Raw genomic sequence first — 19,940 nt, forward strand, 5'->3', positions numbered from 1 at the left:
CCTCACGCGCGCCGGAAGGCGCAAAGCGACGGCCAGGGCGACGCTTCGGTCACAGCATCTCCAGCGGCTGCTTGCGCTTCGGCGGCGGAAAGGCGCTGTCCAGTTCGGCCAGGTCTTCCGGCGTCAGCACCACCTTCCACACATCGGCGTTCTCGCGCAGATGCGCCTCGTCCGAGGCCTTGGGAATGCTGACGATGCCGGTGCCGCGCAGCGTCCAGGCCAGGGCCACCTGCGCCGGGCTGATGCCCTGCCGCGCCGCCACCCGCCGCAGCGCGGCCTGGCGCAGCAGCGCGCCACCCTGCCCCACCGGCGAATAGGCCATCACCGGCATCTTCAGCCGCGCGGCATAGGGCAGCAGGTCGAACTCCGCGCCACGGGCGTCCAGATTGTACAGGACTTGGTCGGTGGCGCAGTCCGACAGCGCCTCCCCCAGCTCCTCCAGGTCGGACACGTCGAGGTTGGACACGCCCCAGCGCAGAATTTTGCCCTCTGCCACCAGCCGGCGCATCGCTTCCACCGTCTCGGCCAGCGGCACCGCGCCGCGCCAGTGCAGCAGGTAGAGATCGATGACGTCGGTCTTCAGGCGCTTCAGGCTGCGCTCGCAGGCCTGCGGCAGCCGCGTGCGGGATGCGTTCTGCGGATAGGCCTTGGTGACCAGGAACACCTCGTCCCGCCGGCCCTCGATGGCCTCGGCCACCACCTCCTCCGCGCCGCCATCGGCATACATCTCCGCCGTGTCGATCAGCGACAGACCCAGATCCAGCCCAAGCCGCAAGGTGCGCGCCTCGGCCGCCTGATCGGCGCCGCGCTCGCCCATCTTCCAGGTGCCCTGGCCCAGCACGGGAATGCCCGTGCCGTCCGGCAAGGTGATGCGATCCATGGCGAACTCCCCTTCTCGTTCCTATGTTGCCGCATATGCGCCCGATCGCCACCCTGACGCTGCTGGCGTCTCTGCTCCCCACCACGCTGCCGGCTCACGCCGCGCAGGGCAACCCCACCGGGACCTATGGCCCGTGGATCCTGAGCTGCGCCGCCGACCCGATGACCGACCAGACCGCCTGCCGCATGACCCATGCCACGCCGGTGGAGCGTGCCACCGCCACCGAGGCGGCGCTGGCACTGGAGGTGGTGCCGCGGCGCGGCGTCCTGGTGCCGGCGGTGACCGCCCGCGACCTCGGCATGGATGGCGCGGCACGCGGGCTGCTGGCCCTCACCGGCACGGTGCAGCTGCGCTTCCCGCCCAACCCGATGCTGGAGATGCCCTGCGGCCTGGAAGGGCGTTCCGTGGTTTGCGCCCCGCGCCCCGAGGACGCCGCCCGCGCCGCGGCCGAGTTGCCGCAGGCGACCCATGTGCTGCTGCGGGTGATGGGCCTGGGCAGCGCCACCGTGAACAGCACGCCGCGCGACCTGCCCTTGTCCGACACAGGCGCCGCCCTGGCGGCATTCCGGGCCGCCGTGCCGGCCAGCCAAGCCGAGGAGCCACCGCCGCCCTTCGACCTGCGCGAGATGCTGATGCGGCTGCAGCGGTTCTTTTTCTCGCCGCTCAACCAGCCCTAGGCACCTGCCCCGGCGTCACGGCGCACTGGGACGCCGGGCGAGGCGGGGGGGAGCGCGCCGGCTGGTCCCGGCGCGAGGGCTCCTCCTGGAAGGGCCGCCAGGCCAGAAAGCGCGGCAGCTGCTCCGGCACCGTTTCGCGCCGCTTCATCCGGGGCGCGGTGGTCACGGCGTTCTGCATCCGGCTCTCCTTCTGCGGGCGGGCGATCCGGTGGAATCAATCCATGACCCGCCGCAGGGTTGCGGTGCCGGCCCCAGGTTCCGCACGCAGGGGTTGCAGGACCCTCAGCTCCGCAAGACGGGCCTGATCACCACCTCCAGCGGACGGCACTACCAGCCCACGGCCGCCACCACGGTCCGCTTCCCGCAGCAGCGCCAGGATGCCCTGCTCCAGCCGCGGCCTCGCCTCTTCGTCGAGCGCCGCGAAGGCCTTGTGCGTGGGACCATAGACGTTCCGGAACACTTCCACGAAATGGCCGGCCGAGCGGTAGCGGAAGTTGAAGTGGCGCGGCGTGATCTCCACCGCGTCACCCGGGAACAACTCGCCGAGCCGCGCCTCGCTGCCCCACAGCAAGGGTGAGCGCAGGCCTGCCGGCGCCTGCCGGCGGCGGCAACAGGCTGCCGAGCAACCGGAACAACTGGCCGATGAAGCTGTCCGGCGTCCAGTTCGCCAGCCCGATGCGGCCGCCGGGGCGGCAGACGCGGCGCAGCCCGGCGGCGGTCCGCTCCTGGTCGGGGGTGAACATCACGCCGAAGGTGGACAGCACCACGTCGAAGCTCGCGTCGCCGAAGGGCAGGCCTCCGCATCGGCAGGCCGGAAGTCGATCGCCAGCCGCTCCGCCGCGGCCCGCTCCTGCGCGCGATCCAGCAGGGCCGGAACATAGTCGATGCAGGTGACATCGGCGAAGCGCCGCGCCGCAGCCAGGCTGGCATTGCCGTTGCCGCCCGCAACATCGAGCACGCGTTCGCCGGCTCGCAGGTCCAGTGTCTCGCACAAGGATTCGCCGACGATCTGCAGGGTGGTGCCGATCACCGAGTAATCGCCGGACGCCCAGGCGGCCATCTGCCGCGCCTTCAGCGCTGCAGATCAGGCTGGATGGTGGATAGGGGAAAACATCCTCCGGGGAAAACATCCTCCGGGGCTGCTGCCAGGGCACCGGGCGCTGGGAGCCTCGCTGAAAGGCCCCCCCCGGCTGCAGGATGCGCCGCCTCGCCGCCACCCCTGAGGGAGGGTGCCCTGGAAGCCGCGGCGGCAGCATCGCACCACCGTTCTGCCGCGGCCGGTCAGATGCGCGTGATCAGCGGCGCAGCCACCGGCGGATCCGTCCCGGCGCCTCGGCCATGGCGCTCTCTGCGCCGCAATAGGACAGCCGCAGGAAATGGCGGCCGCGGGTCCGGTCGAAATCGACCCCCGGAGTGGCGGCGATGCCGGCTTCGGCCAGCAGGCGGGCGGCAAGCTCGACGCTGTCATTGGTCAGCGCTGACACGTCGGCCCACAGGTAGAAGGCGCCATCCGCCTCCGCCAGCCGGTCCAACCCCGCGGCCGGCAACTCGGCCAGCAGGCGATCGCGGTTGCGGCGATAGGCGGCCTTGTTGGCTTCCAGTTCCTCGGTGCAGTCGAAGGCGGCCTCGGCCGCGATCTGCGCCACATGCGGAGCGGAGATGAACAGGTTCTGCGCCAGGCACTCCACCGGGCGCAGCAGATCCTCCGGCAACACCAGCCAGCCGATCCGCCAGCCCGTCATGGAGAAGTATTTCGAGAAGCTGTTCACCACCACGGCGCTGGGGCTGAGCGCCGCCGCCGTGCTTTCCGCCAGCCCGTAGGACAGGCCGTGATAGATCTCGTCCGAGATCAGCCGCACGCCATTGCCGTGGCACCAGCCGGCCAGGGCGGCCAGATCCTCCGGCGACAGCATGGTGCCGGCAGGATTGCAGGGCGAGGCGATGATCACCCCGTCCGGCAGCGGGTCCAGCGCCTCCAGCATGGCGATGGTGGGCTGGAAGCGGGTGGCGGCGTCGCAGGGCAGCATCACCGGCCGCATGCCGAGCCCGGTCAGGATGTTGGCGTAGGGCGGGTAGAACGGCGCCGCCATGGCGATACGGTCGCCCGGATCGAAGGCGGCCAGGAAGGCCAGCGGAAACGCGCCCGACGCCCCCACCGTCACCGCGATGCGCCGCGCCGGGATGTCGGCGCCGTACTTGTCCGCGTAGTGCCGGCTGATCCGCTGGCGCAGGGACGCCAGGCCGAAGGCTTCCGTGTATCCCATGGCGGCGCCGGCCTGCAGGGCGCGAATGGCGGCCTCGGCGGCGCCGCGCGGCGCGCCGGTGGAAGGCTGGCCCACCTCCATCCGGAGCACGCCGGGTGCGCCGGCCGGCAGCGCCGCCGCGGCCGCATTGGCCGCGGCGATCACGTCCATCACCAGGAAAGCGGGAGCATGGGCCCCGCGGCCGGTCTTCAGCATGCCAGGAGCCTCCTGCGCCGGTTATGGCCCGCCATTCACCGCGAGGCCGGCGCCGCGCGGATCAGCCACCGCAACGCACTGGCCACTCTCGCCCGGCAGGTAGCGGCCGCAGCTGACGGCGTTGGCCCGGCCCGGCTCCGGCACGGTGCCCACCGCCTCGGCCAGGGGCCGGTTGTTCAACAGCGACTGCGCCATGGGCTGCGCCAGGGCGATCGGCGCCGCTGCCTGCCCGGTGCCAGCGCCGGCGTAACGGAAGGCGCGCAGGTTGGGGTTGTGCACAATGGCGGCGGCCAGCAGCGGCGGCTCGACGCGGCCACTGTTCGGCGCGGCGGCGGGCAGGAAGCCCAGCTGCGGCAGCACACGGCCGGTGCCGAACAGATTGTTCAGGGTGAAGGCGCAGCTGACCGCATTGCCCTCGCGGTCCAGCACCAGCAGCGAGGCCGAGGCCGGCAGCGCCGGAACGCCGCCCGCCAGCGTCGGCGAAGTGGCCAGCAGGGCCTGCGGATCGCCGCCCTGCTCGCGCCAGATGCGCGACACGGCCAGGCTGCGCTGCGAGGCGGTGTCGATGTCGGCGCCGGATTGCAGCGCCTGGAAGGCGGCGGCGGCGGCCAGCCCGCCATCCGCCGGGGTCGGCAGGAAGGACAACAGGTCGGTGCCGCGGCGCAGCTCGATCGGGCGCGCCACCGCGGGCACCGCGGCGCGCAGCTCCTCGACGGTGAGCGCGCCGCCGGCGCGGGGCGTCAGCTCCTCCAGCCGCCGCGCCAGGGTGCCCTGGTGCATGTCGCCGACGCCGGACACGCGCAGCGTCGCCAGGGTGCCGCCCAGATCGGCCTGTACCAGCCGCTCGCCCTCCGCCAGCGGAGCGCCGGTGGCGGGATTCGCGAACACGGCGCGGGCGCCAGGATCGGCCAGCAGAGGGCCGGCCACGGCGGCGATGTCCTGCGCCAGGGCGCGGGAGGTGGTGGCGCCGAACCGGGCCAGCTGCTCGGCCGGGGCCATCAGCTCGTTGAATGGCCGGCGTGGCTGGCGGGTGTGCAGCGCGAACAGGCCGCGCGCGAGCATCGGCAGCGCCGCCGGCCGGTCGCCTGCGGCCGGCTGGGCCGGCGCATTGGCCGGAAACAGCACCGCCTCGGTGCTGCTGCGGGTGCGGTTGTAGGCCAGGCAGGCCCCGCCGCCGCCAAGCCCGACGCGGGAGGGCAGCGTCACCGCCATGGTGAAGCCCGCGGCCACCGCCGCATCCGCCGCCGTGCCGCCGGCCGAGAGCACGTCGCGCGCCACCAGTGCGGCACGCGGCTCATCCGCCACCACGGCGCCGAAATAGCCGCGCACATGCCCTGGCGTGCCTTCGGGCGGGGCGCTGCTGCCGCCGGTCAGGCTGCTGGTCAGGCTGCTGACTGTGCCGCAGCCGGTCAGCCCCAGCATCAGGGCGGCCGCCGCCAGGGCGCGCGGGCGCGCGGAACGGGGGCCGGAAAGGCTGGCCGGTCGGGTCCGGTTCGGCGCGAGGCTGGTCATGCTGGCCTTCTGTTCTCCGATGCTGCGGCCACGGGGCGGCGCGAGGACGGTCCGGGCGGAATGGCACGGCGGCCAGCCGGGCGGCACGCCGCCGCCGCTGGCCACGGCCCCCGGCCATAGACGCCTTCGGCGGCAGCGGCAACCACCGGCGCGGCGCCCGCGCGGGACCCGCGGCTTGGCGGCGCCGGCCGGATGGCGCACAACGGGCCCGCAAGGGCTGGCGCCCGGCACCGGCTTTCCGCTCCACCCGCATCTCAACCCCCGGTTCCCATTCCTGGTCAAGGAGCCCCGCATGACCCCGACCCGCCCGGCAGTCCCTGCACTGCGTGCCACGTGGCTGTGCCAGGTTCTCCTGCTGTTGCTCACGGCCGTCGCCGCCCTGCCGCTGCCGGGCGCCGCCTCGGCCCAGTCGCTCAGCCCGCAGCAGCGCGCCGAGGTGGTGGAGGTGCTGCGCGAGGCCCTGAAGCGCGATCCGACCATTCTGCGCGACGCGGTGGCGGCGATGCAGCAGGCGCAGCAGCAGGACCGCAGCGTGTCGCAGCGCGGCGCCATCGCCACCCATCGGGAGGCGTTGCTGCACGACGTCTCGGACCCGGTGAAGGGCAATCCGCGCGGCGACGTCACCATCGTCGAGTTCTTCGACGTCCGCTGCGGCTACTGCAAGGTGCTGCATCCCACCATGGAGTCGCTGCTGCGGGCCGATAGCGGCGTCCGCCTGGTGCTGAAGGACCTGCCGGTGCTGGGTGCCGCCAGTGTCACCGCCAGCCGCGCCCTTCTGGCCGCGCAGCGCCAGAACAAGTACCTGCCCCTGCAGGATGCGCTGATGCGGCTGCGCGGGGAGCCCACGGAAGCGGTGCTGCAGGCCGAGGCGGAGCGCGTCGGGCTCGATTGGGCGCGGATGCAGCGCGACATGGCCGACCCGGCCACCGAGTCACGGTTGCAGGGCAACCTCGATCTGGCGCGTGCCCTGTCGATCGAGGGCACGCCGGCCCTGGTGATCGGCGACACGCTGGTGCCCGGCGCCGTGGACCTCGCGACGCTGAGGAAGCTGGTGGCCGAGGCCAGGCGGAAGCCGGGCTGAGCACTACCCCCGGTTGCCCTACCGGGTCCCGGCGATAGGATGGTCCGGGCTCATCCCGGGCGCATGGGGAACACGGCATTGGCGGGCATGGCCACGCAACGCAGCACCAGGGTGGCGCCCGACGCCGGCCGGCGGCCTTGACCGGCCTGCTGCCCCCCTTCGCGGTGGAGCTGGAGCCGCCCGACCTGCGGCCCTGGCTGGAGGGCAACCTGCTGCCGGGGGTCTGGAGTTTCGAGGCCTGCTCACCCGGCCCGCACGTGGTGCTGGTCAGCCTGATCCATGGCAATGAATTCGCCGGCGCCACCCTGCTGGCGCGCTGGCTGGAAGCCGGGCTGCGGCCGGTGCGCGGCAGGCTGACGCTGGTGTTCGCCAATCCCGCCGCCTTTGCCCGCTTCAACCCCGCTGAACCCACCCTCAGCCGCTTCATTGACGAGGACATGAACCGGGTCTGGGCCGACCGCACGCTGAAAGGCCCCCGCCGCGGCGTGGAGCTGGAACGCGCACGGCTGTTGCTGCCGCTGCTGGAAAGCGCCGACCTGCTGCTGGACCTGCATTCCATGCTGTGGCCGTCCGACCCGCTGATCATCACCGGGCGACCGCGCCGGGCGATGCGCGTGGCGGCACGGCTCGGCACGCCGCCGCTGGTGGTGGCCGATGAGGGACATGGCACCGGCTTGCGGCTGATCGACCGGCCGGTGTTCAGCGAACCCGGTGGCCGGCAGGCCGCGCTTCTGGTGGAAGGCGGACAGCACTGGCAGGCGGCGACGCTGCGGACGCTGGAAGCCTGCGCCGCCGCGCTGCTGCGCAACAGCGGCTGCGCCGAGGCGCCGCTCGCAGCGCCGCAGGTTGGAACGCCGCAGCTGGCCGAGGTGACCCGCACCGTGGTCGCCAACACGCATGGCTTCGGCTTCGTGCGGCCGTTCCGCGGCGGCGAGGTGATCCCGCAGGCCGGCACGCTGCTGGCCCGCGACGGCGAGGCCGAGATCCGCACCCCGCATGATGACTGCCTGCTGGTGATGCCGAGCCCGCGCACCCTGCGCGGCCACACCGCCGTGCGGCTGGCACGGTTTCTCCGGCCGGAGGAGGTAGCCGCGGTCGGTTGAGCCGGGCTCCGGCTAGCCGGGCTCGCCCTGCACCGGCGCGAAGCCGAGCGTGGCGATCAACTCGGCCATGGCCACGGCAACCGTTTCCAGCTCCGCCGCGTCGGTTCCCTTGGCCACCAGCGCCACGCCGTTTCCCTCGGGCCGGTAATATGGGTAGGAGCCAATATCCACGGCGGGGTGCCGGGCCTGGATGGCGCTGAGCCCTTCGGCCAGCAGGCCCTCCATCAGCCCGTGCGCGTGCACGGCGCGCGAGCGCACCGGGGTGCCGCCGGTCAGCTTCGGCGCCAGCCCGTCGAACATCGCTTGCATGATGCGGGGCACGCCGGCCATGACGTGCACATTGCCGATGATGAAGCCGGGCGCGACGGAAACCGGGTTGTCGATCAGCGTCGCGCCGCGCGGCATCGTGGCCATGCGCTGGCGGGCCGCATTGAATTCGGTGGGCGGGTCGCGGCGGGCATAGCTGGCCTCCAGCAACGCCCAGGCCTCGGGGTGCGGCTCCCAGGGCACGCCAAAGGCGGCGGCGATGCATTCGGCGGTGATGTCGTCATGCGTCGGGCCGATGCCGCCCGTGGTGAACACGTAGTCGAAGCGGGCGCGCACCGCATTCACCGTCTCGACAATGGTGTCCCGCACGTCGGGGATGACCCGCACCTCGCGCAGCGGAATGCCGATCTCCCCCAGGCGCGTCGCCAGGAACTTCAGATTGGCATCCTGCGTGCGGCCCGACAGCACCTCGTTGCCGATGATGAGCAGGCAGGCGGTCGGGTTCGGCATGGCGCGGGCGTCCTTCAGGGGCAACGGATAGTAGGCCGGCCGCGCCGGATCGGAAGGGGCGGCGAAGCCGGCTACAGGAAATCGCGCAGCAGGGCCACCAGCGGCTTGTCGGCCGGCGGCATGGCGTAGTCCGTGAGCTTGTTCGGCCGCACCCAGGCCAGCGCCTGCCCTTCCGTCGCGCGCAGCGTGCCTTCCCAGCGGCGGCACAGATACAGCGGCATCAGCAGGTGAAAGGCGCCGGCATCATGGCTGGCGAAGGTGAAGGGCGCGAGGCAGGCGGCCGAGACATCGATGTCTAGCTCCTCCTTCAATTCGCGGATCAGCGCCTGTTCCGGCGTTTCCCCGGGGTCGAGCTTGCCGCCCGGGAATTCCCAGAGCCCGGCCATCGGCTTGCCTTCCGGCCGGCGGGCCAGCAGCACACGGCCATCAGGATCCACCAGGGCGCAGGCCGCCACCATCAGCAGCGGCTTGGCGCCGGGCGGCAGCACGGTGGCCGCGGACACCACCGGTTCCGGCAAGGGCGGCGGCGCGGTCAGGTTCTCGCGCCCGGCCTCGAAGTGGAGAACCGGGAGCACGCCGCCCCGGGCCCGGAACTCCGCCTCGCCGCGTCCGCTTTCCACCAGCCCGACCCGGCGCAGCACGGCGGCGGAGCGCTCGTTCTCCACCAGCGCCTTGGCGAAGATGCGGTCCAGGTCGAGATTTGCCAGGGCCCAGCGGGACAGCCGCCCGGCCGCCTCGGTGGCTACGCCATGCCCCCAGAAGCGGCGCCCGACCCAGTAGCCCAGTTCGGCGCGGCGGGTGTCGGGCACCCGCGTCAGGCCGACGCAACCGACCAGCACCTCCGTGTCGCCATCCTGGCCCACAATGGCCAGATGCCAGGCCGAACCCTCCGCCATCTGCTTGTGGGTGGAGGCGATCCACTCATCCGCCAGTTCGCGCGGGTACGGGAATGGCAGGCGCGACAGATTGCGCACCACTTCCCAGTCATTGATCAGGCGATGCAACTCGGCGGCGTCCTCGGGCCGCAGCGGCCGCAGGGTCAGCCGTTCCGTGCGGAGCGGTTCAAATTCGGCAGTCATGCAGCAAACACCGCCCGGTGGGATGGAGAGCCCGGCCCCGCGACACAGGCCGCGGGGCCGGAACCAGATCCGAGGCCTGGATCAGCGCTTCCACCAGCCGCGCTTCTTCGGCGCGTCCGGGGCAGCCTCGATCAGCACCGGCTGCACCGGCGCCGCCGCCACGGGCTCGCCAGGCTCGGCCGCGGCCGGTTTCGCCACGGTCGGCGCGGCAGGCTCGGGCGCGGCCGGGGCGGGGGCCGGCTCCGCCGCGGGCGCGGCTGCCGCCTTCTTGCTGCGCGTGCGGCGCGGCTTCGGTGGCGGCTCGGCGCCGGCTTCCACCGACGCCTCTGCCGATGCTTCCGCTGGCACCTCCGTCGGCGCCTCGGCCACGGCCTTCTTGCGCGTGCGGCGCGGCTTGGCTTCCGCCGCGGGCTCCACCGCGGCTTCGGCAGGAGCCTCGGCTGCCTTCTTGCCGCGCGTGGTCCGGCGGCGCGGCTTGGCCGGCGCTTCCTCGGCAGCGGGAACCGCCTCGGCGACCGCAGGAATGTCCTGCGCCGGCTGCGGCTCCGGCTCCGGCTGCGTCGCGACGGGCTCCGGCGCTACCGGCTCCGCGGGCTGGTTTCCGGACGGCTCGGTGGATGGTGCCGCCATCGGCTCCACCGGCAGCACCGGGGCCACCTCCGCGCTCACCGGCGGCAGGGCGGGTGGCTGCGCTGCGGGTTGCTCCGCGGCTTCCTCGGCCGCCGCCATGGCGTCGAAGATGTCGTCCAGCGTGCCGCCGAACGGGTCCGCCGGAGTGGGGCCGGCATACCGGGCCGCGGGCTGCGGCTCGACCGGGCCCTGCTCGCCCGCTTCCCAGGGACGCCGGCGGTTGCCGCGGCGGCTGCGACGGCGGAAACCGCCCTCCTCCTCGCGGCGCCCTGCCTCGGGCCGGGGCTCAGGCCGCGCCTCGGGGTGTGGCTGCGGCGCATCGGCGGCTTCGGGGATGGCCGGCTGCTCGGCCGTGCCATCTTCCTCGTCCTCCTCGTCACCGGACGGATCGGCCGCCTCGTTGCCGGCGGCATCCTGGGGCATGCCATCCTCGCGGCGCCCGCCGCGCCGGCGGCGACGCCGGCGACGGCGGCGTCCGTCGCCGCGCTCATCGTCCTTGGCATCCGCCTTGGCCTCGCCATTGGCCGGGCGCTCGCCGGCCTCGGCCGGGGACTCGCCGCTGATCTCGGCAGCACGTTCGACGGCCGCCTCCGGCACGGCCACCGCGACCTCCTCCTCGTCCTCGGTCTCCGGCGCATAATCCATGCGCAGCGCGGCGGGCGCGGTGGGCGCCTCCACGGCGGTCTGGGCGCGCAGGCGCTCGATGCGGATGGCCGGGCCGAGCAGCGTGTCGTCGGTGCGGAACTGCACCACCATGCCGTAGCGGGCCTCGATCTCCGACAGCCGCTCGCGGCGGCGGTTCAGCAGGTGGATCGCGAGGTCCGAGGCGATGTGCACGCAGATCTCGGCGGCGCGGCGCTTGGCGCCCTCCTCCTCGATCTGGCGCAGCACCTGCAGCGCCGCGCTTTCCGGGCTGCGCACGATGCCCAGGCCCTGGCAATGCGGGCAGGTGACAAAGGAATGCTCGGTGACGGAGGGGCGCAGCCGCTGCCGGCTCATCTCCAGCAGGCCGAAATGGCTGATGCGGCCGACCTGGATGCGGGCGCGGTCGTGCTTCAGCGCTTCCTTCAGCCGGCGCTCGACCTGGGCGTCATGGCGCGACGATTCCATGTCGATGAAGTCGATCACGATTAGGCCGGCGAGGTCGCGCAGGCGCAGCTGGCGCGCCACCTCGTCGGCGGCCTCCAGATTGGTGCGCAGCGCGGTATCCTCGATGTGCCGGTCGCGCGTGGCGCGGCCCGAATTCACGTCGATGGCGACCAGCGCTTCGGTCTGGTTGATGACGATGTAGCCGCCCGATTTCAGCTGCACGGTGGGCGACATCATGGCGTCGAGCTGGCTGTCCACGCCATGGCGGGCGAAGAGCGGCACGCTGCCGTCGCGGTACAGGCGGATCTTGCGCTCGTTCTGCGGCATCAGCATGCGCATGAAGTCGCGCGCCTGGCGGAAGGCGTCCTCGCCCTCGACCTGGATGTCCTCGATGCCGGAGCCGAACACGTCGCGGATCGAGCGCTTGATGAGGTCGGCTTCCTCGTAGATCAGCGCCGGCGCGGTGGATTGCAGCGTGCGCTCGCGGATGTCGTCCCAGAGCTGCAGCAGGTATTCGCAGTCGCGGCGGATCTCGGGCTTCGGACGCCCGGCGCCGGCGGTGCGCACGATCATGCTCATGCCGCGCGGCATGCGCAGATCCTGGATCACCTCGCGCAGGCGCTTGCGGTCGGCGACCGAGGTGATCTTGCGGGAGATGCCGCCGCCTTTCGGCGAATTCGGCATCAGCACGGAAAAGCGGCCGGCCAGCGAGATGTAGGTGGTCAGCGCCGCGCCCTTGTTGCCGCGCTCCTCCTTGACGACCTGCACCAGCATGATCTGCCGGCGGCGGATCACTTCCTGGATCTTGTAGTGGCGCAGGAAGCGCGGCGGGATGCGCTGCGCGGCGCGGTCCTCGGATTCGCCGTTCTCGGAACGGCCGCGGCCGCCAATCGTCTCGGGCGGCGGGCCTTCCTCGTCGTCCTCTTCCTCGTCGGATGCCGGCGGCAGGTCGGCGCCGCCGAGTTCCTCGGGGCTGGCAGAGCGCCGGCCATCCTGCATCGCCATGGGCTGCGAGCGCGGCGTCACCTGGTCCGGATCAACGGCGCGCGGGTGCTCGGGCTCGTGCGATTCGCTGAAGGAAGACGGCGGCGCGGCCTCGGCGGCCGCTTCCGGCGCCGCTTCGGCGGCGGCACGGGGCTGCGGGTCGGCGTCGGCGAAGCGCTCGATGGCCTCGGCCATTGCCTCGGCCTCGGCGTCGCTGACCTCGTCCTCGTCCTCGTCCTCGTCCGAATCCTCGTCGGCTTCCTGCGCCTGCAGCGCCAGCAGCTTTTCGCGGTCGGCCACGGGGATCTGGTAATAGTCCGGGTGGATCTCGCCGAAGGCCAGGAAGCCGTGGCGGTTGCCGCCATATTCCACAAAGGCCGCCTGCAGGCTGGGCTCAACCCGGACCACCTTGGCCAGGTAGATGTTGCCCTTCAGCGGCTTCTTGTGTTCCGCCTCGACGTCGAATTCCTCGAGCCGGTTGCCGTCCAGCACCACCACGCGGGTTTCCTCGCTGTGGGATGCATCGATCAGCATGCGCTTGGTCATGAACCGGGATGCTCCAGGCCACGGGCGCGGTCGCGCTTCCTGTGGCGGTCATGGTTGGGAAGGCCCGAGGCAGCGGGGTCGCGCAGGCGGCGTGGCGGATGGCATGCCATGCGGCTCTGGTTCCGACCTCTCGTCTCGGCGGGCCCTGTCCTCCGGGGATCAACCCGGGATCAGACAGGCCCGTTGTTGGGCGCGCCGCGCGCAGGCCCCGGAAATCCCGCCCGGCATCGCCTCGGCGACGCGCAACGGACAGGTCGGGCCAGCGGCAGGCACGGGAGCGGAGCGGCGGACCGAAATCCGCGGCACCATCCGCGCCATGAGATCCAAGCCGGTGGAGCGGGCAAACGAAGCGCTGGCGAAGCCGGGCCGGCGGCCCCGATCATGGGGCGGCGTCCCTTGCCAGCTCCTCCGGGCCGCACCGTGCCAGGACCTGCCGGAAATGTGGCAAGGCCGCAGCAGGCCGGGCGGCCGCGCCCGGAACCTCCACCAGCGGGTTCGCCGCCGGGGCGCCCCACCATAGGCGCCCCCCTGTTCTTTCACAAGGCATTGCTGTGTTCAGATGTTACATGAAGTAATGCCGTGATCGCACCGCAAGGCCATGATACAGGCCTCTTTTCAGACTTACTGGGAGCGTGTGCCGTTGCAGCAGCACCGCTTGGTTCATACCATCCTAGGTTGATGATCGTGGCGGCGCGGGCAGGCACAGGGGGAACAGCCTGCCGGCACCGCGAATGTTTTGGGGGATGCCGCACCATGTCCAATCCGTCCGGGCCCTATTCGCCCGGCCCGATGCCGGTTCGCCGCCAGTTGCTGCGCGCCGGGCTGGGCTTGGCTGCCACCCTGTCCCTGATCGGCCGCGCGGAAGCCGCCGTCACCGCCGCCCGGCTGGTGCGGGATGGCCGCGCGGCACGGCTGAGCCTGACCCTCGGGCGCGGTGCCGAATGGCGCCTCTCGGCCCTGTTGCGGCCGGCGCGGCTGTTACTCACCCTGCCCGGCAGCCCCTGGCGCGCCGCATCGCGCCTGCCCGGCGCCGGGCCGGTGGCCGGGGCGCGCTGGGACGGCCAGCGATTGCTGATCGACCTGACCGGCGCCGTGGAGGTGCGGGCCAGCGGCGAAGGTGGCACGCTGTTGCTGGAGATCGCGCCCGGCGGCATGTCGGCCTACGCCAACCTGGCCCGTGACGGATTGTCCGGCCAGGTCGGCGGCGGCACCGCCATGACCGCTGCCCGCCCGGCCACCGCGGCGGCCCGCGACCGCCCCCTGGTGGTGCTGGACCCCGGCCATGGCGGCAAGGATCCGGGCACCATCGGCGTGCGCGGCACCCACGAGAAGCGGATCACCCTGGCCGCCGCCGCCGAGATGAAGCGGCAGCTGGAAGCCGGCGGGCGCTGCCGCGTGGCCCTGACGCGGTCGCGCGATGTGTTCGTGCCGCTGGACGGCCGGGTGGAATTCGCCCGCAAGCGCGGCGCCACGCTGTTCATCTCGCTGCACGCCGATTCCGCGCCAGGGGCGCGCGGCGCCAGCGTCTACACCCTGTCCGACCGCGCCTCCGACTCGCTTTCGGCACGGCTGGCGCGAACCCAGAACAATGCCGACGCCGCCGGCGGGCTGAAGCTGCCGCCGGTGTCGCCGGAAGTGGAGCGCATCCTGTATTCCCTGGTGCGGCAGGAAACCAAGATCGGTTCCGCCCGGCTGGCGCAGCACGCGGTGGATTCGCTGGGCCGCAGCGTGCCGCTGCTGCCCAACACCCACCGCCAGGCCGCCTTCGCCGTGCTGAAGGCGCCGGAAATCCCGTCGATGCTGGTGGAGATGGGCTTTCTCAGCGACCGGCGGGACGAGGCGGCGCTGAACCGCGCGCCATACCGTGCGCAGTTGTGCCGGGCGCTGACGGGCGCGGTGCATGGCTGGCTCGACCGGCACGAGGCCGGGCTGGCCTCGGCCGGCTAGGCGGCGGACAAGCCGGGACGCGCCTCAGGCATCGCGGCCGTGGCAGTGCTTGTACTTCTTGCCCGAGCCGCAGGGGCAGGCCGCGTTGCGCGGCGTGCGGTGCCAGGTGGACGGGTCCTGCGGATCGACGCCTGCCACCGGGCGGGCCAGGGCGGGGGCAAAGGCGCCGCCGGCCGGCGCGTGGTCCCATCCAGCGGCCGGCGCGGGCTCGGTCAGGCCGCCATCCGGATCGGGATGGCGCATGTCGGACACCATCACCGGCTCGGGCAGCGGCGGCGGCGCGTTCGGCGCCAGCTCGATGCGCAGCAGCAGCGAGGTCACCCGCTCGCGCAGCTCGTCGAGCATGGTGTTGAACAGGTTGAAGGCTTCGCTCTTGTACTCGTTCAGCGGATCGCGCTGGCCATAGGCGCGCAGGCCGATGCCCTGGCGCAGGTGATCGAGCGCCAGCAGGTGCTCCTTCCACACCGCGTCGAACACCTGCAGCAGCACGCTCTTCTCGATCATGCGCATGAATTCGGGGCCGATGTTGGCGGCACGCGAAGCCGCCTGCTGCTCGGCCGCCTGCTCGATGCGCTCGCGCACCTGCACCTCGTCGATGCCTTCCTCGCGCGCCCAGTCCTGCACCGGCAGGTCGAGGCCGAGCTGCTCGCGCACGGCATTCTCCAGCCCGGCGGTGTCCCACTGGTCGGGATAGGCGTTTTCGGGGATGGCGCGGGCCACCATGGCCTGGATGGTTTCGCGCCGCATCTCCTCGACGGTGTCGGACACGTCGGCCGCGGTCATGAAGGTCCGGCGCTGGGCATACACCTCCTTGCGCTGGTCGTTCATGACGTCGTCGTATTTCAGTAGGTTCTTGCGCGTGTCGAAGTTGCGCGCCTCGACCTTCTTCTGCGCCTTCTCCAGCGCCCGGTTGATCCAGGGATGGATGATGGCCTCGCCATCCTTGAGGCCGAGCTTCTCCAGCATGCCGCTCATGCGGTCGGAGCCGAAGATGCGCATCAGGTCGTCTTCCAGGCTCAGGAAGAAGCGGCTGGCGCCGGGATCGCCCTGGCGGCCGGAGCGGCCGCGCAGCTGATTGTCGATGCGGCGGGATTCGTGGCGCTCGGTTCCGATGACGAACAGGCCACCGGCCTGCTTTACGATCTCCTCATCGCGCCGCACCTCGGCGCGGAAATGCGCCAGCGCGGCCTCGTATTCCGGCCCCTCATGCGCACCGCCGATGCTCTGCTGCGCCAGCATCTCGGCATTGCCGCCGAGTTTGATGTCGGTGCCGCGGCCGGCCATGTTGGTGGCGATGGTGACCGCGCCAGGGCGGCCCGCCTGGGCGATGATGCCCGCCTCCTGCTCATGATAGCGCGCGTTCAGCACCTTGTGCGGCACGCCTTCCTTCTGCAGCAGGGAGCTGATCAGCTCCGACTTCTCGATCGAGGTGGTGCCGACCAGCACCGGCTGGTTGCGTGCCTGCGCTTCCTTCACCAGCGCGGCCACGGCCGAGTATTTCTCCAGCGCCGAGCGGTACACCTCGTCGTCGCTGTCGAGGCGGATCACCGGCACATTGGTCGGGATCTCCACCACTTCCAGCTTGTAGATCTCGGCGAACTCGTCGGCCTCGGTGGCGGCGGTGCCGGTCATGCCGGCCAGCTTCGGATAAAGGCGGAAATAGTTCTGGAAGGTGATGGAGGCGAGCGTCTGGTTCTCCGGCTGGATCTCCACGTGCTCCTTGGCTTCCAGCGCCTGGTGCAATCCTTCGGAGTAGCGACGGCCCTCCATCATGCGGCCGGTGAACTCATCGATGATGATGAGCTTGCCTTCCCGGTTGACGATGTAGTCCACGTCGCGGGCGAACAGCGTGTGCGCGCGCAGGCTCTGGTTGACGTGGTGCACCAGCGTCACGTTGTGGAAGTCGTAGAGATTGCCTTCCTCCAGCAGCCCCGCCTGGGTCAGCATCTGCTCGACGGTGGCGGTGCCGGTCTCGGTCAGGGAGGAGGTCCGCTGCTTCTCGTCCTTCTCATAGGTGGATTTGTCGCGCACCAGCTCGGCCACCACGCTGTCCACCTTGCGGTACAAGTCGGAACTGTCCTCGGCGGGACCGGAGATGATCAGCGGCGTCCGCGCCTCATCCACCAGGATGCTGTCCACCTCGTCGACGATGGCGAAGGAGAAGGGCCGCTGGACCATCTCGTCCAGCCGGTACTTCATGTTGTCGCGCAGGTAGTCGAAGCCGAACTCGTTGTTGGTGCCATAGGTGATGTCGCAGGCGTAGGCGTCGCGCCGCTCGGTGTCGGTCAGGCCATGCACGATGACGCCGCAGGACAGGCCCAGGAAGTTGTACAGCCGGCCCATCTGCTCGCTGTCGCGGGTGGCCAGATAGTCGTTCACGGTGACCACGTGCACGCCCTTGCCGGACAGCGCGTTCAGATACACCGCCAGCGTCGCCACCAGGGTCTTGCCCTCGCCGGTCTTCATCTCGGCGATGCGCCCCGAATGCAGCACCTGGCCGCCGATCATCTGCACGTCGAAATGCCGCATGCCGAGCACGCGCTTCGACGCTTCGCGCGTCGTGGCGAAGGCTTCCGGCAACAGGTCGTCCAGGCTTTCGCCGGCCTCCAGCCGGGCGCGCAACTTCGGGGTCTGCGCCTGCAGCTCGGCGTCCGACAGGGCGGCGAGCCCGTCCTCGAAGCCGGCGATCGCCGGCAGCCGGGCACGGAACTGCTTCAGCATGCGGTCATTGGCGGAGCCGAAGACGGCGCGGGCGAGGCGGGCGAACATGGGGCTGAAACGATCTCCGAAGGCCGCCCCCACCCCGCTCGGCCCGCCGGATCGCCCTCCACCGGACAGGGAGGAGCGGAGGCGGGCCTGCGCGGGGCACGCCGGGTCATGAAGGATTGGCCACGGCAGGCGGCAGGATGCTTTGGCCGCAACAGATAGGCGCCGGCCGGGCCAGGGTCAACGAAAGCCCTGGGATCAATGATGGGCCGACGCAACGTCCGGACGAAAAAGGGGCGCCGAAGCACCCCTCAGAAGCTTGTCCGGCCGGAAGCCCGGCCGGCCGGGTGGCCTCAGGCGGCGAGGCGCGCCGCGCGCCCCAGCTCCTGGCCCAGATAGGCGGCGAGCGCCCCGGGGCCGGAGCGCGGCGTGCCGGCGAGGCCGGCAACTTCCTCCGCACCGGCATTGTAGTTGGTGTTGGTGTTCACGTCATAGACCAGCGGGTTGCCCTCGGCATTGCGGATGAACTCCACCCCGGCCACGTCCACGCCGGCCGTGGCCAGGAAGGCCTCCAGCCGACCGCGCAACGGCGCCTCGATGCCGTCGGGCAGGATCGTGAAGCGTGGCGCGGGAGCCGGCGGCTGCTCGCCGGCGGGGCAGAAGGCGTCGCCCACGGCGCACACATCGGCCGGGCACAGCTCGAAACCGGCGGTGGTGTCCACCTCCACGGCGTAGACGAAGCGGCCGCCGACAAATTCGGCGCGGGTGATCACCGGTCGCGGCGCCCGCACATAGTCCTGCAGCAGCCAGATGCCGTCCACCGGGGCCTCGTCGGCGGGCGCGGCCTCGAAATAGGCCGCCAGCGCCTCGGTCGAGGGAAACAGCCGCACGCCCAGGCCCTTGCCGCCGCGGTTCGGCTTCAGGATCACCGGGCCGGGCGCGAAATGGCGGCGCGCCGCTTCCACCACCGCCTGCGGCGCGTCCTGCACCATCACCGTGCGCGGCACCGGCAGCCCCACCGCCTCCAGCGCCGCATATTGCCGGACCTTGGAGATTTCCAGATCCAGGGCGCGCGGGCCGTTCACCACACGGCGGCCATGCCGGGTCAGCCAGGCCAGCACGCCCGCCGTCAGCTCGGCCGAATACCGGTGGCCGCGGGTGTGCGAGGAGGCGCTCATGCGGTTGTAGAACACGCCCTCCGGCGGCGCGGAGGCGAGGTCGAAGGTGCCGCGCGACAGGTCCAGCTCCGCCCAGGGCAGGCCGGCCCGATCAAAGGCTTCGGCCAGCGGCGGCAGCCAAGCGGGATTTTCGTGGATAACATGGATCCTGGACATGGTGGCGACGATCCTGATCGTGTTTTCGTTGGTATGGCTATCTTTCATCGTTGATAAGCGTGAACCACCCAGGGTTCAAGCCGCGCCGCTGTCACCTTTCGGCACATGTTTCGGTGCTGGTGCCGGTTGTGGCGGGTTTCCGCCTTCGCCATCTTGCGGTCGGTCCTTGTGAAGGCATATGCCGCCCCATGCGTTCGACCCGACTGACCCTTTCCGCCCTGGCCCTGCCCCTTCTGCTGGGCGTGGCTCCCGTTCTGGCCCAGAGCCCTGCGGCGACCCCGGCGCCCGCCCAGCCCGGCGCGCCGACGCCGGCGCCGGCCCCTGCCGCCGGGGCGGCAGTCGAGAACCCGGTGGTGGCGCGGGTGAATGGCGAGGAGATCCGCCTCGCCGACGTGCACGCGGCGGTGCAGACCCTGCCGCCGGAACTGCGCGGCGCTCCGGGCCCGATGTTGTTCCCGCTGGTGGTGGACCAGCTGGTGGCGCAGAAGGCCATCGTGTCCGCCGCCCGCGCCGAGAAGCTGGATCAGGATCCGGTGGTGAAGGACGCCATGCGCCGGGCCGAGGAGGAGCAGCTGCAGCAGGCGCTGCTGCGCCGCGCCGTCGCCCCGGCCTTGACCGACGAGGCGCTGCGCAAGCGCTACGACGCCGAGATCGCCGGCAAGCCGGGCGAGGAGGAGATCCATGCCCGCCACATCCTGGTGAAGACCGAGGAAGAAGCCCGCGCCGCGCTGGCCGAGGCCCGCAAGCCGAAGGCCGATTTCGCCGAGATCGCCAAGAAGCACTCCACCGGTCCCGGTACTGAGCAGGGCGGCGATCTGGGCTTCTTCAAGCGCAGCGACATGGTGCCCGAATTCGCCGAGGCGGCCTTTGTCCTGAAGCCGGGCGAGATCAGCGCTGCGCCGGTGAAGACCGCGTTCGGCTGGCACGTCATCAAGGTGGAGGAGCGTCGCCAGGCCCCCGTTCCCAGCTTCGAGGAAGCGCATGACCAGCTGCGCCAGGCCGCCTTCGAGGAAGCGGTGAACGAGGCGGTGGAGAAGTACCAGGCCACCGCCACGATCGAGCGCTTCAACGCCGATGGCTCGCCGCGCGAGGCGCAGCCGGCCACCCCCGCGCCGAAGCCCTGATCCGTCGGGAGC

At 71.7% G+C, this 19,940-nt stretch carries 15 protein-coding genes and 1 pseudogene; 5 read left to right on the forward strand and 11 right to left on the reverse strand.

Going from position 1 to position 19,940, the window contains the following annotated elements:
• Positions 1-49: 49 nt before the first annotated feature.
• The gene (locus D2K64_RS02030) at positions 50-880 is read right to left on the reverse strand and encodes an aldo/keto reductase (protein WP_120006146.1); all 831 of its coding nucleotides are present in this window, start codon (positions 878-880) and stop codon (positions 50-52) included.
• Between the two features lie 35 nt (positions 881-915).
• Here D2K64_RS02030 and D2K64_RS02035 point away from each other — a divergent pair, with 35 nt between their 5' ends.
• Entirely contained in the window at positions 916-1,557 is a 642-nt protein-coding gene (locus D2K64_RS02035) for a hypothetical protein (RefSeq protein WP_157985686.1), read from the forward strand.
• Here D2K64_RS02035 and D2K64_RS02040 read toward each other — a convergent pair.
• The 5 genes and pseudogenes from D2K64_RS02040 to D2K64_RS02055 form a co-directional block, all read right to left on the reverse strand.
• Positions 1,544-1,735 (reverse strand): hypothetical protein, encoded by a 192-nt coding sequence (locus D2K64_RS02040; protein ID WP_120006151.1) that lies wholly within the window; start codon positions 1,733-1,735, stop codon positions 1,544-1,546. The genes D2K64_RS02035 and D2K64_RS02040 overlap by 14 nt on opposite strands.
• Positions 1,736-1,771: 36 nt before the next feature.
• Positions 1,772-2,128 (reverse strand): hypothetical protein, encoded by a 357-nt coding sequence (locus D2K64_RS24995; RefSeq protein ID WP_202910425.1) that lies wholly within the window; start codon positions 2,126-2,128, stop codon positions 1,772-1,774.
• Positions 2,082-2,617: pseudogene (locus D2K64_RS26105) on the reverse strand (class I SAM-dependent methyltransferase). Before D2K64_RS26105 ends, D2K64_RS24995 begins: the two are co-directional and overlap by 47 nt.
• 235 nt (positions 2,618-2,852) lie before the next feature.
• Positions 2,853-4,016: a pyridoxal phosphate-dependent aminotransferase gene (locus tag D2K64_RS02050; RefSeq protein WP_120006153.1), complete on the reverse strand. Its 1,164-nt coding sequence runs from the start codon at positions 4,014-4,016 to the stop codon at positions 2,853-2,855.
• Between the two features lie 21 nt (positions 4,017-4,037).
• Complete coding sequence (locus D2K64_RS02055) at positions 4,038-5,528, reverse strand: gamma-glutamyltransferase (RefSeq protein WP_157985687.1); 1,491 nt, start codon at positions 5,526-5,528, stop codon at positions 4,038-4,040.
• Positions 5,529-5,820: 292 nt separating this feature from the next.
• On the opposite strand from D2K64_RS02055, the gene D2K64_RS02060 reads away from it, so the two are divergent.
• Positions 5,821-6,609 (forward strand): DsbA family protein, encoded by a 789-nt coding sequence (locus D2K64_RS02060; RefSeq protein WP_120006158.1) that lies wholly within the window; start codon positions 5,821-5,823, stop codon positions 6,607-6,609.
• Positions 6,610-6,746: 137 nt separating this feature from the next.
• Entirely contained in the window at positions 6,747-7,712 is a 966-nt protein-coding gene (locus D2K64_RS02065; RefSeq protein WP_120006160.1) for a M14 family metallopeptidase, read from the forward strand.
• 12 nt (positions 7,713-7,724) lie between these two features.
• Here the strand turns inward: D2K64_RS02065 and D2K64_RS02070 are convergent, their stop codons facing one another.
• From D2K64_RS02070 to D2K64_RS02080, 3 genes are all read right to left on the reverse strand, one after another.
• Positions 7,725-8,489, reverse strand: coding sequence for a competence/damage-inducible protein A (locus tag D2K64_RS02070; protein WP_120006162.1), 765 nt, complete (start codon positions 8,487-8,489; stop codon positions 7,725-7,727).
• Between the two features lie 71 nt (positions 8,490-8,560).
• Positions 8,561-9,568, reverse strand: coding sequence for a bifunctional GNAT family N-acetyltransferase/(deoxy)nucleoside triphosphate pyrophosphohydrolase (locus tag D2K64_RS02075; protein ID WP_120006164.1), 1,008 nt, complete (start codon positions 9,566-9,568; stop codon positions 8,561-8,563).
• A gap of 81 nt (positions 9,569-9,649) precedes the next feature.
• Complete coding sequence (locus D2K64_RS02080) at positions 9,650-12,817, reverse strand: Rne/Rng family ribonuclease (protein WP_120006166.1); 3,168 nt, start codon at positions 12,815-12,817, stop codon at positions 9,650-9,652.
• Positions 12,818-13,570: 753 nt separating this feature from the next.
• Here D2K64_RS02080 and D2K64_RS02085 point away from each other — a divergent pair.
• Positions 13,571-14,764 (forward strand): N-acetylmuramoyl-L-alanine amidase family protein, encoded by a 1,194-nt coding sequence (locus D2K64_RS02085; protein ID WP_238383952.1) that lies wholly within the window; start codon positions 13,571-13,573, stop codon positions 14,762-14,764.
• A gap of 24 nt (positions 14,765-14,788) precedes the next feature.
• On the opposite strand, the gene secA is transcribed toward D2K64_RS02085, so the two are convergent.
• Together secA and D2K64_RS02095 are read right to left on the reverse strand one after the other, a co-directional pair.
• Positions 14,789-17,533, reverse strand: a complete 2,745-nt coding sequence (secA, locus tag D2K64_RS02090) for a preprotein translocase subunit SecA (protein WP_120006168.1) — start codon at positions 17,531-17,533, stop codon at positions 14,789-14,791.
• Positions 17,534-17,823: 290 nt separating this feature from the next.
• Positions 17,824-18,804, reverse strand: coding sequence for an ATP-grasp domain-containing protein (locus D2K64_RS02095; RefSeq protein WP_120006753.1), 981 nt, complete (start codon positions 18,802-18,804; stop codon positions 17,824-17,826).
• Between the two features lie 188 nt (positions 18,805-18,992).
• Between D2K64_RS02095 and D2K64_RS02100 the strand changes: the two genes are divergently transcribed.
• A complete protein-coding gene (locus D2K64_RS02100) occupies positions 18,993-19,928 on the forward strand; it encodes a peptidylprolyl isomerase (RefSeq protein WP_120006170.1) in 936 nt (311 codons plus the stop codon).
• Positions 19,929-19,940 lie beyond the last annotated feature (12 nt).

Source organism: Teichococcus vastitatis (assembly GCF_003604215.1).
Classification (GTDB): Bacteria; Pseudomonadota; Alphaproteobacteria; order Acetobacterales; family Acetobacteraceae; genus Pseudoroseomonas; species Pseudoroseomonas vastitatis.

Coding starts and splice junctions, on each gene's coding strand:
- D2K64_RS02055 (WP_157985687.1), bottom strand. CDS start 5,528: ATGACCAGCCTCGCGCCGAACCGGACCCGACCGGCCAGCCTTTCCGGC.
- D2K64_RS02075 (WP_120006164.1), bottom strand. CDS start 9,568: ATGACTGCCGAATTTGAACCGCTCCGCACGGAACGGCTGACCCTGCGG.
- D2K64_RS02060 (WP_120006158.1), top strand. CDS start 5,821: ATGACCCCGACCCGCCCGGCAGTCCCTGCACTGCGTGCCACGTGGCTG.
- D2K64_RS02100 (WP_120006170.1), top strand. CDS start 18,993: ATGCGTTCGACCCGACTGACCCTTTCCGCCCTGGCCCTGCCCCTTCTG.
- D2K64_RS02085 (WP_238383952.1), top strand. CDS start 13,571: ATGTCCAATCCGTCCGGGCCCTATTCGCCCGGCCCGATGCCGGTTCGC.
- D2K64_RS02040 (WP_120006151.1), bottom strand. CDS start 1,735: ATGCAGAACGCCGTGACCACCGCGCCCCGGATGAAGCGGCGCGAAACG.
- D2K64_RS02080 (WP_120006166.1), bottom strand. CDS start 12,817: ATGACCAAGCGCATGCTGATCGATGCATCCCACAGCGAGGAAACCCGC.
- secA (WP_120006168.1), bottom strand. CDS start 17,533: ATGTTCGCCCGCCTCGCCCGCGCCGTCTTCGGCTCCGCCAATGACCGC.
- D2K64_RS02035 (WP_157985686.1), top strand. CDS start 916: ATGCGCCCGATCGCCACCCTGACGCTGCTGGCGTCTCTGCTCCCCACC.
- D2K64_RS02030 (WP_120006146.1), bottom strand. CDS start 880: ATGGATCGCATCACCTTGCCGGACGGCACGGGCATTCCCGTGCTGGGC.
- D2K64_RS02050 (WP_120006153.1), bottom strand. CDS start 4,016: ATGCTGAAGACCGGCCGCGGGGCCCATGCTCCCGCTTTCCTGGTGATG.
- D2K64_RS02095 (WP_120006753.1), bottom strand. CDS start 18,804: ATGTCCAGGATCCATGTTATCCACGAAAATCCCGCTTGGCTGCCGCCG.
- D2K64_RS02070 (WP_120006162.1), bottom strand. CDS start 8,489: ATGCCGAACCCGACCGCCTGCCTGCTCATCATCGGCAACGAGGTGCTG.